At 71.8% G+C, this 15,402-nt stretch carries 14 protein-coding genes, 1 tRNA gene and 1 other RNA gene; 2 read left to right on the top strand and 14 right to left on the bottom strand.

Annotated elements, in window-relative coordinates; all coding sequences use genetic code 11:
• Position 1: 1 nt before the first annotated feature.
• The 13 genes from OERS_RS08575 to ffs form a co-directional block, all read right to left on the bottom strand.
• Positions 2–391: a GntR family transcriptional regulator gene (locus OERS_RS08575; RefSeq protein ID WP_068625458.1), complete on the bottom strand. Its 390-nt coding sequence runs from the start codon at positions 389–391 to the stop codon at positions 2–4.
• Positions 392–560: 169 nt separating this feature from the next.
• Positions 561–1,580 (bottom strand): Dyp-type peroxidase, encoded by a 1,020-nt coding sequence (locus OERS_RS08580; protein ID WP_083201326.1) that lies wholly within the window; start codon positions 1,578–1,580, stop codon positions 561–563.
• A gap of 254 nt (positions 1,581–1,834) precedes the next feature.
• Entirely contained in the window at positions 1,835–2,914 is a 1,080-nt protein-coding gene (locus OERS_RS08585) for an aspartate-semialdehyde dehydrogenase (RefSeq protein WP_068625459.1), read from the bottom strand.
• 14 nt (positions 2,915–2,928) lie between these two features.
• Positions 2,929–4,248, bottom strand: coding sequence for an aspartate kinase (locus OERS_RS08590; protein ID WP_056645058.1), 1,320 nt, complete (start codon positions 4,246–4,248; stop codon positions 2,929–2,931).
• Between the two features lie 270 nt (positions 4,249–4,518).
• Positions 4,519–5,316 (bottom strand): TSUP family transporter, encoded by a 798-nt coding sequence (locus OERS_RS08595; RefSeq protein WP_068625501.1) that lies wholly within the window; start codon positions 5,314–5,316, stop codon positions 4,519–4,521.
• Between the two features lie 135 nt (positions 5,317–5,451).
• Positions 5,452–6,027, bottom strand: coding sequence for a DUF5063 domain-containing protein (locus OERS_RS08600; RefSeq protein WP_068625460.1), 576 nt, complete (start codon positions 6,025–6,027; stop codon positions 5,452–5,454).
• Positions 6,020–6,619: a recombination mediator RecR gene (gene recR / locus OERS_RS08605; RefSeq protein WP_056645051.1), complete on the bottom strand. Its 600-nt coding sequence runs from the start codon at positions 6,617–6,619 to the stop codon at positions 6,020–6,022. Before recR ends, OERS_RS08600 begins: the two co-directional genes overlap by 8 nt.
• A 77-nt stretch (positions 6,620–6,696) precedes the next feature.
• The gene (locus OERS_RS08610) at positions 6,697–7,098 is read right to left on the bottom strand and encodes a VOC family protein (protein ID WP_211268454.1); all 402 of its coding nucleotides are present in this window, start codon (positions 7,096–7,098) and stop codon (positions 6,697–6,699) included.
• Between the two features lie 2 nt (positions 7,099–7,100).
• Positions 7,101–10,010 carry a DNA polymerase III subunit gamma and tau gene (locus OERS_RS08615; RefSeq protein ID WP_068625462.1) on the bottom strand — a complete coding sequence of 970 codons (2,910 nt, stop codon included), beginning with the start codon at positions 10,008–10,010 and terminating at the stop codon, positions 7,101–7,103.
• Between the two features lie 114 nt (positions 10,011–10,124).
• Entirely contained in the window at positions 10,125–10,787 is a 663-nt protein-coding gene (locus OERS_RS08620) for a methionine ABC transporter permease (RefSeq protein ID WP_056645046.1), read from the bottom strand.
• Positions 10,784–12,067, bottom strand: a complete 1,284-nt coding sequence (locus OERS_RS08625; protein WP_409365921.1) for a methionine ABC transporter ATP-binding protein — start codon at positions 12,065–12,067, stop codon at positions 10,784–10,786. Before OERS_RS08625 ends, OERS_RS08620 begins: the two co-directional genes overlap by 4 nt.
• 247 nt (positions 12,068–12,314) lie before the next feature.
• Entirely contained in the window at positions 12,315–13,208 is an 894-nt protein-coding gene (locus OERS_RS08630; protein WP_068625463.1) for a MetQ/NlpA family ABC transporter substrate-binding protein, read from the bottom strand.
• Positions 13,209–13,784: 576 nt separating this feature from the next.
• Positions 13,785–13,881, bottom strand: an RNA gene (ffs, locus tag OERS_RS08635) — signal recognition particle sRNA small type.
• Positions 13,882–14,066: 185 nt separating this feature from the next.
• Between ffs and OERS_RS08640 the strand changes: the two genes are divergently transcribed.
• Both OERS_RS08640 and OERS_RS08645 read left to right on the top strand, forming a co-directional pair.
• Positions 14,067–14,152, top strand: a tRNA-Ser gene (locus OERS_RS08640).
• 91 nt (positions 14,153–14,243) lie between these two features.
• Complete coding sequence (locus OERS_RS08645; protein ID WP_068625464.1) at positions 14,244–14,747, top strand: DUF6584 family protein; 504 nt, start codon at positions 14,244–14,246, stop codon at positions 14,745–14,747.
• A 45-nt stretch (positions 14,748–14,792) separates the two neighbouring features.
• Here the strand turns inward: OERS_RS08645 and OERS_RS08650 are convergent, their stop codons facing one another.
• A complete protein-coding gene (locus OERS_RS08650; protein WP_068625465.1) occupies positions 14,793–15,362 on the bottom strand; it encodes a hypothetical protein in 570 nt (189 codons plus the stop codon).
• Positions 15,363–15,402 lie beyond the last annotated feature (40 nt).

Here is a 15,402-nt window from a genome sequence, read left to right on the forward strand (position 1 = left end):
GTCATGGGGTCTCTCCCGTCAGGGTGGGGCGGTCCTGGGGACCGCGGCCGAGGACGTGGTCCACGATCTCGGCGGGCGTGATGCCCAGCAGGTCGGCCTGGACCAGAGCGGGGCGCAGGACCTCGGCGAAGTAGCGGTCGCGATGCTCGGCGAGCAGCTTCTCGCGGGCTCCCGAGGCGACGAACATGCCGACGCCGCGCCGCTTGTAGAGCACTCCCTCGTCGACCAGCCCGGCGAACGCCTTGGCGGCGGTCGCGGGGTTGATGCGGAAGGTCGTCGCGTACTGGGTGGTCGACATGACCTGCTCCTCCTCGGCGAGGTCTCCGCTCAGGATCTGGGCGCGGATCTGCTGGGCGATCTGCAGGTAGATGGGTTCAGGTCCGTCGAACATGGGGCCCATCCTCTCGCCGATCGCACGTTCTATGGTTCGTTACATGAGTAATGAACCATAGAACCCTTGGTGTCCGCAAGGGGCAACGCTGCCGAGAAGTGAGCTGTGGCCCCTGATCCGGTGGGATCAGGGGCCACAGCTCACTTCTCGGCGTCGCTCGGTCGAGCGCTCACGACTCGACGGCCACCGCACCGCTCTCCGGCTGCTGCTGGACCTCCTCGTCCGCGAGGCTCTCGAGCAGGTCGAGCGACGGCACGAAGAACAACGATCCCGTCAGCGCGGTCGACACCTCGAGGATCCGGTCGGTGTTGCCCTCGGGCTCGCCGATGAACATGCGGTGCAGCATGAGCTCGGTCACCGCGGGGTCCTTCGCGTACGCGATGTAGTACGTCCCGAACACGCCCGACCCCGCATCGCCGAACGGCATGTTGTCGCGCAGGATCGCAAGCTCCTCGCCGTCCTCGTCCTCGATCACGTTGAGCGCGACGTGCGAGCTGCTGGGCTTGACGTCGTCGTCGAGCTCGATGTCGTCGAGCTTGGTGCGCCCGATCGCCTTCTCCTGCTCCTCGGTGCTCAGCCCGTTCCAGGTGTCGAGGTCGTGCACGTACTTCTGCACGACGACGTAGCTCCCACCCACGAAGTCCGGCTCGTCCACGACCAGCGCGGCCTCGGGCGCGGCCCGGCCCGTCGGGTTCTCGGTCCCGTCGACGAAGCCCAGGAGGTCGCGCGAGTCGAAGTACCGGAAACCCGTGGTCGAGTCCTCGACGACCACGGCGTCGCCCAGCGCGCGCATGATCTGGCGGGCGAGCTCGAACGTGAGGTCGGCCCGGTCCGCGCGGAGGTGGAAGAGCACGTCCCCCGGGGTCGACGGGGCCGTGTGCCGGGCACCGGCCAGGGCCGTGAACGGGTGCAGGTGCGCGGGGCGCGCCGCCCCCGTGGGCCGGACGCGGTCCCAGAAGTCCGAGCCCAGGCCCACCACGCACGACAGCTCGGCCCGGCCCTGCCGGAAGCCCACCGAGCGCACCAGCCCGTTGACGTCCGAGGCCACGCCGAGCAGCGTCGCGTCCGCCTCGGGAGTCCCCGTGGAGCGCACGACGAGGAACTCTGCGGACGTCGTGGGCTGGTACAGCACGGGCTGCGGCTCGGGGTCCGGCGCAGGGACGGGGGCCGGGAGCTGGGGGTTGGTCACGGGACACCTCCGCGTCGCGCCCGCCGCACGGGAGGCGCGGGTCTTCCCCGAGTCTGTCCGGCGGGCGGCGGTTCGTCGCGCGCAACGGATCCCGTGCGCGAGGACGGGGCGACCGCGCCTGGGTGCGCACAGCCCGACGGCGCCCGCCCACCGGAAGGTGAGGGGCGCCGTCGGGCACCGCGGTGCCTGGCCCGTCGCCGGACCAGCGGGACGGGCGGGAGACCTCGGCCTCCCGCCCGTCCCGGCAGCACGAGTCAGGCCGAGGCAGCGGCCTTGCTCGTGAGGTCTGCCGCGACCAGCTCCGCGACCTGCACCGCGTTGAGCGCGGCACCCTTGCGAAGGTTGTCGTTCGAGACGAACAGCACCAGGCCGCGTCCTCCCGGCACGCTCTGGTCGGTGCGGATGCGGCCCACGAACGACGGGTCCGCGCCAGCGGCCTCGAGCGGGTTCGGGACGTCCGAGAGCTCGACGCCCGGGGCCGCCGCGAGCAGCTCGCGCGCACGGTCCGGAGTGATGGCCTGGCCGAACTCGGCGTGGATCGCGAGCGAGTGGCCCGTGAAGACCGGGACGCGCACGCACGTGCCCGCGACCAGGAGGTCGGGAAGACCCAGGATCTTGCGCGACTCGTTGCGGAGCTTCTTCTCCTCGTCGGTCTCCTCCTCGCCGTCGTCGACGATCGACCCGGCGAGCGGCACCACGTTGAACGCGATGTTGCGCGGGAACTTGTCCGGCGCGGGGAACGAGACCGCGCTGCCCGAGTGCACCAGACCCGTGAGGTCCTGCTCGGCCCCGGCGACCGCCTGGTCGCGCAGCTCGGCCGCACCGGCCAGCCCCGCGCCCGAGACCGCCTGGTACGTCGCCACGATCAGGCGCTCGAGACCGGCCTCGTCCGCGAGCGGCTTGAGGACCGGCATCGCGGCCATCGTGGTGCAGTTCGGGTTCGCGATGATGCCCTTGCGCGCCTCGTGGATCGCTTCCGGGTTGACCTCGGACACGACGAGCGGGACGTCCGGGTCCATGCGCCACGCCGAGGAGTTGTCGATCACGACGACGCCCGCCGCGGCATAGCGCTCGGCCTGCGCCTTGGACGTCGCGCCGCCCGCGGAGAACAGGGCGATGTCGAGGCCCGAGACGTCGGCCGTGGCCGCGTCCTCGACGACGACGTCCTCACCCTTCCAGGGCAGGGTGCTGCCCGCGGAGCGCGCCGAGGCGAAGTAGCGGATCTGCGCGACGGGGAAGTCGCGCTCCTCGAGCAGGCGGCGCATGACGGCGCCCACCTGACCGGTCGCCCCGACGACGCCGACGACGAGGCCTGCAGAGTTCTGGTTGCTCATGGTGGTCTCCTCGCTCAACGGCCGGTGCCGGCGTAGACGACTGCTTCGCTCTCGCCGTCCAGCTCGAACGCGGTGTGGATGGCCCGCACCGCGTCGTCGAGGCTGTCGGCCCGCGTGACGACCGAGATACGGATCTCGGACGTCGTGATCATCTCGATGTTGATGCCCGCGTCACGCAGCGCACCGAACAGTCGCGCCGAGACGCCTGGGCTCGACTTCATGCCCGCGCCGATGAGCGAGACCTTGCCGATCTGGTCGTCGTACTGGAGCGACGCGAACCCGATCTCCTCGCGCACGGCGTCCAGGGCCGTGGTCGCGAGCGCGCCGTCGTCCATGGGCAGGGTGAACGAGATGTCGGTCAGGCCCGTGGCCGCGACCGAGACGTTCTGGACGATCATGTCGATGTTCGCGCCGGCACCGGCCACGACCTCGAAGATGCGGGCGGCCGTGCCCGGGACGTCCGGGACGCCCACGACGGTGATCTTGGCCTCGCTGCGGTCGTGCGCGACGCCGGAGATGATCGGATCTTCCATGATGACCTCTGCCTCGTTGTCGGCCGGGTGGCCGGGAGCCTGCTGGGGGACGTTGGGCACGGGGCGCGCGTCGTTCGACACGATGGTCCCCGGCTTCGTCGAGAACGACGAACGGACGTGGATGGGCACGTCGTAGCGGCGCGCGTACTCGACGCAGCGCAGCACCAGGACCTTGGCCCCGCTCGCCGCCATGTCGAGCATCTCCTCGTAGGAGATGCGGTCGATCTTGCGGGCCGTCGGCACGATGCGCGGGTCCGCGGTGAACACGCCGTCGACGTCGGTGTAGATCTCGCACACGTCGGCGCCCAGGCCGGCCGCGAGCGCGACCGCCGTGGTGTCCGAGCCGCCGCGACCGAGGGTCGTCACGTCGTTGGTGCTCTGCGTGACGCCCTGGAACCCGGCGACGATCGCGACCGAGCCCTTCTCGACCGTCTCGCGGATGCGGTGCGGCACGACGTCGACGATGTGCGCCTTGCCGTGCACGGCGTCCGTGATCACGCCGGCCTGCTGGCCCGTGAACGACTTGGCCTTGACGCCGAGGTTGTTGATCGCCATCGCCAGCAACGACATCGAGATGCGCTCGCCTGCCGTGAGCAGGATGTCCATCTCGCGCTGGGGGGGAAGGGGGGTGACCTGCTGGGCGAGATCGATGAGCTCGTCCGTCGTGTCACCCATGGCCGAGACCACGACGACCACGTCATGTCCGGCCCGCTTGGTCTCTGCGATGCGCTTCGCCACCCGCTTGATGCTCTCCGCATCAGCTACCGACGAACCACCATATTTCTGCACGACAAGTGCCACTAGCCTGCTCCGTTACGTCGCCGGCCTCCGTCTCTCTCAACGGCCCGCCGGGTGTTTTACGAGTCGGTCGATGATAGCCCGGCGCCCGTGGACGGCGGGAGGGGGCTCAGGATGCGAACGGTCCGGGCCGGTGCCGGTCGCTGACCTGCGGGGATGCAGGCTACCGGGTGCCGAACACGAGGTTGCGGTCGTTCTGAGCCTGAGAACGAACGCAACCTCGTTCTCGGCAGCCGCCGGCAAGCACCCGGCCCGACCCGGCGTCGGGCGAGGTCACCCCCCGAGGCTCGTGACGACGTCGTACCCGAGCTTGCAGATGAGCGCCCCCACCACGACCACGAACACGACCCGCACGAACCCGCTGCCCTTGGCCACGGCCATGCGCGCCCCGATGTACGCGCCCAGCAGGTTCGCGGCCCCGATCGCGAGCCCCAGCCCCCACAGCACCGCGCCGTACGGGACGAAGAAGATGAGCGCGCCCGCGTTGGTCGCGAAGTTGGCGATCTTCGCGAGCGCGGAGGCCGGCAGGAACGCGTACCCCAGGATGCTGACGAGCGAGATGACGAAGAACGTCCCCGTCCCGGGCCCGAGCAGCCCGTCGTAGAACCCGATCACGAGCCCGATCCCGGCCGCGGCCCACCGGTGCCCGTTGCCCTCCCAGCGCAGGTTCGTCGTGTGCCCGAGCCTGGGCTTGGCGATCGTGTAGACCGCCACCGCGATCAGGACCACGAGGATGATCGGCTTGAACAGCTCGGCGGGGATCTTCGACGCGAGCGCCGCGCCGCCGATCGCCCCGAACAGGGCCGCGATCGCCATGGGGCCCGCGGTCCGCAGGTCGGGACCCACCCGCCGGTAGTACGTCGTCGCGCTCACGGAGGTGCCCATGATGCTCGCGAGCTTGTTCGTCGCGAGGGCCTGGACCGGGCTGATGCCCGGCACGAGCAGCAGCGCGGGGAGCTGGACGAGCCCTCCCCCGCCCACGACCGCGTCGATCCAGCCCGCGGTCAGGCCCGCGAGGACCAGGAGGGCGATCGTCAGGAGGTCGAGCTCGAGCCCGCCAGAGCCCGGCAGCACGATCCCCTCGCCCGCGGCGAGAGGCGCGTGCGCCACGAGAGGAGGCGTCGCGGCGAGGTCCCAGGTCACACGGAAGTCTTGCACGACGGCGGAGGGGTCACCGAAGCGCCGACGCCCCGGGCGAGGCGGACGTCAGGACTGCAGCGCGTCGTACTCCGCCTCGGCCGCGACGTCGTCCTCGACGTCGAGGCGCAGGTGCGCGAGCACCATCTGCAGGACGCGCAGCGCGCTCGCGGCGCGTTCTCCCCACAGGGACAGGTAGGAGAACTGCCACCACCACAGTGCCTCGAGCTCCTGGCCCGAGTCGTAGTGCTGGAGCCCCTTGGCGAGCGCCTCGGCGATGCACGCGATGTCTCCGGACACGAACGCCTGGCCGACGACGGCACCCAGCACGGGGTCGACGATCTCCGGGTACTCGTCGAGCCCGTCGAGGAGCTGAGCGAGGGCCTCGCGCAGCGGGTCGAGGTCGGTCTCGGGTCCAGCGTCGGGCTCGAACCGCTGGTCCGGGACGACGTCCATCATGGCGCCGAGCCGCGCACCGGCTGCCAGCATGTCCGACGTGGCGAGCAGCAGGAGGGGGATCGCGGCCTCGGGAGCGGCACCCGAGGCGACCTCTGCCGTGGTGGTGAGGAACGTGCGGGCCTGCGCGGACACGGAGGCTGCGACCGACCGGAGGTCGGACCCCAGGGCCTCGCTGATCTCAACCACTGACGACTCTCCGTCCCTCGAAGGCCCGCCCCAGCGTGACCTCGTCCGCGTACTCCAAGTCTCCACCCACGGGCAGGCCGGACGCGAGGCGGGTGACCCGCAGCCCCATCGGGGACAGCATGCGTGTCAGGTAGGTGGCCGTGGCCTCGCCCTCGACGTTGGGGTCGGTCGCGAGGATGACCTCCTGCACCTCGCCGTCGGCCAGGCGTGTGAGCAGCTCGCGGATGCGCAGGTCGTCAGGGCCCACGTTGTCCATGGGGTTGATGGCCCCGCCGAGCACGTGGTACTTGCCCCGGAACTCGCGCGTGCGCTCGATCGCGACCACGTCCTTGGGCTCCTCCACGACGCAGATGACCGCGGCCGAGCGTCGGGGGTCGAGGCAGATGCGGCACCGTTCGCCCTCCGCGACGTTGCCGCAGACCTCGCAGAAGCGCACGCGCAGCTTGACCTCGGTCAGCGCGTCGGCGAGCCGGCGCACGTCCGCGGCGTCTGCCGCGAGGAGGTGGAACGCGATGCGTTGGGCACTCTTGGGACCGACCCCGGGGAGTCGGCCGAGCTCGTCGATCAGGTCCTGGACCGCGCCTTCATACACGTCCCCAGCCTACGGGTCGCCGCCCACGGTCGGGTCCGCGCAGGGAGAGTGCCCTGGTCTCGCCTACGAAGGTCCGATCAGTCCTCGTCCGCGACGATCTCCACCTCGAAGCCGTCCTCGTTCTCGAGGTAGGCCGCGTAGTGGTCGGGCCCGCCCGCGTACGGGTGGGCGTCGGCGAACATGAGGCTCCACCCGTGCTCGGCGGCACGGGCCACGAGGTCGTCGACCTCGCTGCGCCGACCACCCGTGAACGCCAGGTGGTTGACCCCGGGGCGCATGCGGTCGTGATCCTTGCCACGGACCGCGGGGCTCGCCTCGAGGACGATGTACGTCGCCCCGCGCAGCCAGCTCTGCCCCGTGGCCCACATCTGGAACCGCGTGTACCCGAGCTCGTCGAGCAGCCACGCCCACGAGCTCTCCGCGGTGTCGAGGTCCTTGACCCAGAGCTCGACGTGGTGGAGCTCGCCGCGCGGACTCACGGTCAGAGCCCGGTGTCGATGGTCTCGTCGATCACGACGCCGCCCAGGAGCTGCGCCACGAGCGGGGCACCGACCAGGCCCGACGACGCCAGGTCCGGGTCGTCGTCCGAGGGCGAGTCGTCCTCGATCGAGATCGCGACGCGGGCGGAGGACTGCCGCGCCTTCTGCTCGGCGGCCTGGCGTTCGAGCGTCTGGCGGCGGGACTCCCGCACGCCGGGCGGCGGTCCCGCGGGTGCGGGGGTCGGGGCGCTGGGCGCGGCGGGCGCGCGCAGCGTCTGCCGGTTGCCCGACGGCGCAGCTCGCCTCACGTCCGCGGGCGGCGGTTCCGGGCCCTCGTCGAAGTCTGCCGGCGGCTCGGTCATGGAGGCTCCCGCGAGCCAGGCCTCGTCGGCCGCGTTGACGACCGGCGGCTCGTCGTGGCGCGGAGCCGGGGGCGCGACGGGGGCAGCGGGCACGGTGGCCGGAGCCGGGCGTTCCTGGACCGCGACGCTGCTCCGCTGCTCGTGCTGCGGGGCGGCCTCGCCCGGGTGCTGCGGAGCAGCAGTGGCACTCGTGGCTGTCGGCGCTGCGACGATGCCTAGGCGATCAGTCGCCGGAGCCGGGGACGACGACCCGGAGGGCGCGTGGCCGCCCGAGCCCGACGAGCCCTGCCCGCCGGGGGCCTCGTGCCCGGACACGTCGGCCGGGGCCGACGGCCCTGCGACGGACGGGTCGTCGTGGCGTGGAGCCGGGGGCGGCGCGGCGGGCGCCGAACCGCTGGGCACCGAAGCTCCGCCCTCGTCGAGGCGGGCCTCGACCCGGACCTGGAACCCGAGCGTCTGGTAGACGGCCTCCTGGACCGCGCCCGTGTGCCGGGAGGTGGAGAAGGTCCGCGCGAGGGCTGGCGTCTGGAACGCGAGGTACAGCGTGTCCGAGGTGAGCTCGCCGACCTGCGCGTTGGCGCTCACGAGGGACCAGGTGACGCGGCTCGAGCTGAGGGTCTGGAGGACCTCGGGCCAGCGACGTCGCAACGCGTCGGTGCTGAGCGCGTCGCCGTCGCTCGAAGCCTGTCCGGCACCGGCACCGGCACCGGCACCGGCACCGGCACCGGCACCGGCCGAAGGTGCCGTGACCTCGGGCTGGGCAGGGGCGTCCACGGCGGGCGAGACGGGCTCGGCGACCGGGGCGAGAGGAGCGGCTGCGCGAGGCACGCCCTGCTCCGTCCCTTCCTCGACGGCATCGAGCGGAGCGGCGGGCGTCGCATCACCGGCGGGCTCGGCGACGCGGGGAGCGTGCTCGGCGACCGGGGACACGTCGTCCGCAGGACCCTCCGCAGCGACTCGCACCGACGCCGCCGGCTCCGCGTGGGCGTCGCCGACGGGCACCACGACCGGTCGGTCGTCGGTCGCCGGGGCCACCGCCTCGCTCGCGCCGACAGGTTCCTCGACCTGGGGGGCGGCCTCGGCCGGCACCGCGACCGCAGGAGCGACCGGCGCAGCACCAGAGACAGCGGCCGGCGCCACCACAGCAGGCGCGGCAGGAGCGACCGGCGCAGCAGCAGCAGGCGCACCAGCCGCCGCGGCCACCTCCCCGCTCTTGCGCGCCTGGAGCGCGGCTCGCGCGGCCGCGGCACCGCTCAACCCGTTGACGGGGGCGACGGGGGCGTCCTCCTCGACCCGCGGGCCTCGCGGCGCTGCGGCGACGAGTCCCTCGGGGCCGCCGGACCTCGGCGCGGACGCGACCGGGGCCAGGCCGGCGGTACCCAGCCCGCCCCGCTCCAACCGGTCGATGCGGGCTGCGAGCCCCGCTGCGCCGTCGTCCACCCCGGGGAGCAGGAGGCGCGCGCACAGGAGCTCGAGGTGCAGGCGCGGGGACGTGGCGCCGCTCATCTCGGTGAGCGCTGCGTTGACCAGGTCCGCCGCCCGCGAGAGCTCGGCCGCACCGAGGTGCTGCGCCTGGGCCTTCATGCGCTCGAGCTGGTCCGAGGGGACGTCGCGCAGCACCGCGTCCGCGGCACCGCCCGAGACCGAGATGACGATCAGGTCGCGCAGGCGCTCGAGCAGGTCCTCGACGAAGCGGCGCGGCTCGTGCCCCGTGGTGATGATCTGCTCGACGACCCGGAAGATGCTCGCGCCGTCGCGGGCCGCGAGGGCCTCCACCACGTCGTCGAGCAGCGAGGCGTGCGTGAAGCCCAGGAGGTCCACGGCACGCTCGTAGTCGACGTTCCCGGCCTCCGCGCCCGCGATGAGCTGGTCCATGACGGACAGCGAGTCACGCACCGAGCCGCCGCCCGAGCGGACCACGAGGGGCACGACGCCCGTGCCGATCGTCACGCCCTCCGCGGCACAGAGCTGCTCGAGGTACGGACCCAGGACGTCCGGCGGGACCAGCCGGAACGGGTAGTGGTGCGTGCGCGACCGGATGGTCCCGATGACCTTGTCCGGCTCGGTGGTCGCGAAGATGAACTTCACGTGGGGCGGAGGCTCCTCGACCAGCTTGAGGAGCGCGTTGAAGCCCTGCGGCGTGACCATGTGGGCCTCGTCGAGGATGAAGATCTTGTACCGGTCCCGAGCGGGCGCGAAGGTGGCGCGCTCGCGGAGCTCTCGTGCGTCGTCGACACCGTTGTGCGAGGCCGCGTCGATCTCGATGACGTCGAGGCTGCCCGACCCTCCGCGCGCGAGCTCGATGCACGACGAGCACTCCCCGCAGGGGGTGTCGATGGGCGTCTCCTCGGTGTTGCGCGCACAGTTCAGGGTGCGGGCGAGGATGCGCGCCGAGGTCGTCTTGCCGCAGCCACGAGGGCCCGAGAAGAGGTAGGCGTGGTTCACGCGTCCGCTGCGCAGTGCCTGCCGCAGGGGTCCGGTGACGTGGTCCTGCCCGATGACCTCGGCGAAGGTCTCTGGCCGGTAGCGGCGGTACAGGGCGGTGCTCACCCCGGCAACTCTAGACGGCGTGGCTGACAGCCCGCACAGCGGGTCCCCAGGTGTGCTGCCCGGGGCCCCGCCGTCGGTCCGTCGACGGAGAGCCGGCCCGTCGACGGCAGTGCCTCAGCGCCGCAGCACCTTGCGCGCGAGCCAGTTGCCGAAGAACTGCACGACCTGCACGATCACGATGATGACGACGACCGTCACGGCCGTCACGGCCCAGTTGTAGCGCTGGTAGCCGTACCGGATCGCGAAGTCGCCCAGGCCGCCGCCGCCGATGTAGCCGGCCATCGCCGACATGTCGATCACGGCCACGAAGATGAACGTGTAGCCCAGGATGAGCGGAGCGAGGGCCTCGGGGATGAGGACCGTCCGGATGATCCGCCACGGCGAGGCGCCCATGGCGCGCGCGGCCTCGACCACGCCCGGGTCGATGCTCACGAGGTTCTGCTCGACGATGCGCGAGGTCCCGAACGCCGTCATGACGGACAGCGGCAGGATGAACGCCTCGGTGCCGATGGTCGTCCCGACGACCGCGAGCGTCACGGGGTAGATCATCGTCAGGAAGATGATGAACGGGATGGGTCGGACGATGTTGACGAGCACGTTGAGGACGTTGAACACCACGCTGTTCGCCAGCAGGTTGCCCTTGCGCGTGCAGTAGAGCGCGAGCCCCAGGACCAGGCCGCCGATCCCGCCCGCGAGGAGCGCGATCGAGACCATGTAGAGCGTCTCGCCCAGGGAGGACAGCAGGATCGGCCACAGGGTGGACCAGTCGCGGTTCATCGCTCGCCTCCGAACGTGCCGGGCTCGTTGCCGAAGTCACCGGGCTGGGTTCCCTGGGTGCCGGGGCGGCCGAGCCCTGAGATCCCGGTGCTGCCCGTCCCGGGCCACCTCTCGCTCTGCCACGCGTCGCGCGGGTCGGGTTCGTCGGCACGGCCCGACGGCGGAGCCCCGGTCACGTCGTCGGCCTCGCCCGACTCGTCGCTCGCCCCGGCCACGACGCGCGGGTCGTCGCGCGGGTCCGCGGCGGTCCCGAGGTCCACGACGTCGGTGGTCGCCGCGAGCTCGGTGAGGAAGGCCGCGATCGTGGCGTCGTCCCCCGCGAGCTCGAGCGTGAGCGAGCCGAAGGGCCGCTCCCCGATCTCGGAGATCCCGCCGAACACCACGGAGCCGTCGAGCCCGTGCTCTCGCAGGAGCCGCGTCAGGCTCGCGCCAGACGTCCCGTCCTCGTGGACCCCGACGGTCACGAGACGCCCGGGGTGCCGGCGACGCAGGCGCTCGAGCGCCTCGGGGCCGGGGCGGTCGCGCAGCGCCGTCCCGACGAACTTCTTGGTCGCGGTGGCCCGCGGCGAGGAGAACACGTCGTAGACCTCGCCGACCTCGACGACCTTGCCGTGCTCCATGACCGCGACGCGGTGGCACGTCGAGCGCACGACGTCCATCTCGTGCGTGATGACCACGATCGTCACGCCGAGCTCGGCGTTGACGCGGCGCAGCAGCGCGAGCACGTCGCGCGTCGTCTCGGGGTCCAGGGCGCTCGTCGCCTCGTCCGCGAGCAGGAGCTTGGGCGACGTGGCGAGCGCGCGGGCGATCCCGACGCGCTGCTTCTGGCCGCCCGAGAGCTGCGACGGGTAGGCCTTGGCCTTGTCGGAGAGCCCTACGAACTCGAGGAGCTCGGCGACGCGGGCCTCGCGCCGGGGCTTGTCCCAGCCCGCGACCTTGAGCGCGTAGGCCACGTTCCCGGCGACGGTCCGTGAGGACAAGAGGTTGAACTGCTGGAAGATCATGCCGATGCTCGCGCGCACGGGACGCAGCTCGCGCTCGGAGAGCGCGCTCACCTCGTCCCCGTCCACGACGACGCTGCCCGACGTGACGGGCTCGAGCGCGTTGATGAGCCGGACGAGCGTGCTCTTGCCCGCGCCCGAGTAGCCGATGACGCCGAAGATCTCACCCGCCTCGATGTCCAGGGTGACGCCGTCGACGGCCGCCACGGCGGACGGACCGGTCCCGAAGACCTTCGTCACGTCGCGGAAACGGACCATCGTGTCCGAGGTGGTGCTCACGGAGGAACCTCTCGTGCGGGGGTGGGGCGACCGGGGCTCCTCGTGAGAGCCGTGGGCCGACGGGGTGCGGAGGGGCTGCGGCCTGGTGGCCGTGCGGCCGGCGCGTGCGGACAGCTCTCATCCAACAGGCTCCGGGGCCCGCGGGCGAGAGCAGCGCGTGCATCGCCCGGGGCGGGCGGGAGCACGCCGGTGCCCGACGACGTCAGGTGAGTGACGCCGTCGGGCACCGGTGGCTCACGCCGAGGGCTCAGCCCTGGGCGCGGTAGTTCTCCTCGATCCCCGCGAGGATCTCCTGGAGGTCGGCGGGCGAGTTGTCCTTGATGACCGCGGTGCCGCCCGAGGCCTTCTTCTCTGCGGCGATGACCTCTTCGTTCTGCGAGAGGGCGGCGATCTTCAGGAGCGTCTCGTCGTCCTTGTCCGCGGCACGGGCGACCCACACGTTGATGTAGGGCTCGGAGGCCGACGAGTCGGGGTCGTCCTGGAACAGGGCGTCCTCGGGCTTGAGGCCGGCGTCCTCGAGGAAGTCGTTGTTGATGATCGCGCCGTCGACGGACTGGAGCGAGATCGCGGTCTGCGCGGCGTCGACCGGGGTGACCTTGACCTTGGAGGACGGGAGCACGTCGGCCTCGGTCGACAGCGAGCTGCCGCCGTCCTTGAGCTCGATGAGCTTGGCCTCCTGGAGGACCAGGAGCGCGCGGGCGAGGTTGGTCGCGTCGTTGGGGACCGCGATCTCGCCGCCCGCGGGGATGTCCTCGAGCGCCGTGCGCTTGGACGAGTAGAGCGCGAGCGGGTAGACCGCGGTGGCGCCGATCGGCTGGAGGTCGTCACCGGCCTCGACGTTGTAGCCCGCGAGGAACTGCAGGTGCTGGAACTGGTTGAGGTCGATCTGGTCCTGCGCGAGCGCCGGGTTGGCCTGCTGGTAGTCGCCGAAGTCGACGATCTCGATGTTCAGGCCCTCTTCCTTGGCGACCTTCTCGAACACGGCCCACTTGTCGTCGGCTGCGCCGACCACGCCGATCTTGACGACGTCGTCGGCGCTGCTCGCCGAGGCACCGCTGTCGGTGGGGGTCGTGGCGCACGCTCCGAGCGTGAGGGCTGCGGTGGCCGCGATCGCAGCGAGGGTGAGGTTCTTGCGGAGCATGGTCTGTCCTTCCGGTGACGGGCGCCGGCGGTTGTCGCGGGGCGTCCGTGGGGGGCGTCGTGGTGGTGACGGGGGTGACGGGTGGAACGTCCTCCTGCCCGACGGCGGGTCACGGGTCGCGAGGACACGTCACCGGTGGTCGGTGGTCAGGAAGGGATGAGCGGGGCGCTCCGGCGCGGGCTCCGGTCGTCTCCGGGCTGCACTCGTGGCGGGTGGTGCGGTGCTGGGGTCAGGTCAGAGCTGACAGCACATTCGACCGGCGCCACGCAGGACGGAGCGACACGACATTCGGCAGCAGAGGGCTGCGCGGTGCGTCGTGAGCTCGGTGCTCGTGGGGCGGGTCATGGCTCCATGATGCGCACGCTCGGCGTCCCAAAACCACTGCATCGGTCGATATTCCAGATGCTGGACGGAAATTCGTCCGCATCCTGGTCCACTGACGGTGGTTTGTACTATTTTGCGGCTCTTCCACCCATGGGGTGTGGCGCAGGCCACACCTGGCCGTCCGAGGCGAGCGCCGTCGTCGGGCACGGCTCGAAGCCGAGGTCCAGAACAGGCTGCGGCGGTGTCCGGACATGCAAGGACCCCCCGTGCACCCACCAGAGCCCACCTGCCCTTGCTGCCTTCCGGCCCTGGGGGAGTTCAGTGAGATAGTGCCGCACGAGGGGTCTGGACCCAGCCTAGCCCAGGACGGGCGGTCGTCAGAAACCGGCCCCCGGCACATCCCTCCTCGCCACCTGCCACGAGGCCCCAGAACCGCGCCAGCCCGGGGGTCAGCGGCCCGATTCGGTCGCTGGGCGTCCGTCCGGTATTCTCGACACGCTGCCTGACGCCCCGCGTGGGTCGACGCTGCAGCACGGAGGATTCGCCTAGTGGCCTATGGCGCACGCTTGGAAAGCGTGTTGGGTTAAAAGCCCTCGGGGGTTCGAATCCCCCATCCTCCGCAGACCGAAGGGCCCGCAGCGTGCGCTGCGGGCCCTTCGTCGTGCACGTCCGGTGGACGGGGCACGGGAAGCCGGGCCCTAGAGTCACCCCATGACCGTGGAGCGGACCCTGGCACGGGTCGAGGAGGACCTGCGCGTCGGCGACGTCACGATGGCGCGCACGAGGCTGAGCAGCCTGGTCCGGAGCCTGCCGCACCGGCTCGACGCGCGGGAACGCCTCGCCGACGTCTGCCGCCTGGACGGCGACCCCGTCGAGGCCGGACGGTGGTCGTACCTGAGCGAGCATCGCGACGAGGGCGAGGTGGCCGCGTTCGAGCGCGCCTGTGGCAACGACCCGGTCCGGATCATGCGCGCGCTGCGCTGGCGCTCCTCCGAGGAGGCCGCCACCACCGAGGTGGCACGGCAGCGGCTCCTCGACGTCCGTGGCCGCGCCGAGGCCAAGGCCGGCAGGACGCTCGACTGGTCGGATCGCGGTCGCGAGGCGGGTGACCCCTGGTGGCGGGACCTCTTCGCCGTCGGCTGCCTGGTCATGGGCGTCGCCCTCGTCGCACTCGTGATCATCGGCGCGGTGACGGTCGTCGGCTGGATCTTCTAGAGGGCGTCGCTGCGTCACCGCCGCGCCCGGGGTGCGGGCGAGTCGTCAGCCCTCGTCGCCGAGGCTGTCGAGCAGCCGCCCCGCCATCCCGATCAGCTCGTCACGGGCCACACCGTCACCGATGAGCCGCACCGTCCCGGCAGGGGGCGCCTCGATCGACACGACCGACCGTTCCTCCCCCTCCGGGTCGGACACCACGGTCACGGCCAGGTCGACCGAGAGCTCGGGGACCGGCTCGGGTGCCCAGTCGTCGCCGAGGTACTCGACGTCGACCCCTTCGGGGACCGCGTAGACGTACAGACCGGGACCCTGCTCCTCGGGCTGACCCTGGACGTAGATCGAGCTCGTGGACCCCGAGAGGTCGATGTCGACGGTCTCGACGTAGCGGAAGCCCGCGGGCAGGATCGCCTCGTCGAGCTCCGATGCCGCGGTCAGCAGCAGCGCTCCCTCGGTCGTCGCGCTGTCGAACGTCGGAGCGGGGCCCGCGGCCGGAGCCGCCGGGGTCACGTCCGCGGTGGCGACGGGCGACGCCGACGAGGCGCATCCCGCGAGCGCCGCGACGACGAGGCCGAGGGCAAGGGGCAGCAGGGCGGTTCGAGTCGGGTGGGAGCGCACCCTCGGATGGTGCCACGATGCTGCGGCACTGGACAAAACC

Origin of the sequence: Oerskovia enterophila (assembly GCF_001692445.1) — a bacterium.
Classification (GTDB): Bacteria; Actinomycetota; Actinomycetes; order Actinomycetales; family Cellulomonadaceae; genus Oerskovia; species Oerskovia enterophila.

Coding starts and splice junctions, on each gene's coding strand:
- OERS_RS08575 (WP_068625458.1), bottom strand. CDS start 391: ATGTTCGACGGACCTGAACCCATCTACCTGCAGATCGCCCAGCAGATC.
- OERS_RS08585 (WP_068625459.1), bottom strand. CDS start 2,914: ATGAGCAACCAGAACTCTGCAGGCCTCGTCGTCGGCGTCGTCGGGGCG.
- OERS_RS08620 (WP_056645046.1), bottom strand. CDS start 10,787: ATGAACCGCGACTGGTCCACCCTGTGGCCGATCCTGCTGTCCTCCCTG.
- OERS_RS08630 (WP_068625463.1), bottom strand. CDS start 13,208: ATGCTCCGCAAGAACCTCACCCTCGCTGCGATCGCGGCCACCGCAGCC.
- OERS_RS08645 (WP_068625464.1), top strand. CDS start 14,244: ATGACCGTGGAGCGGACCCTGGCACGGGTCGAGGAGGACCTGCGCGTC.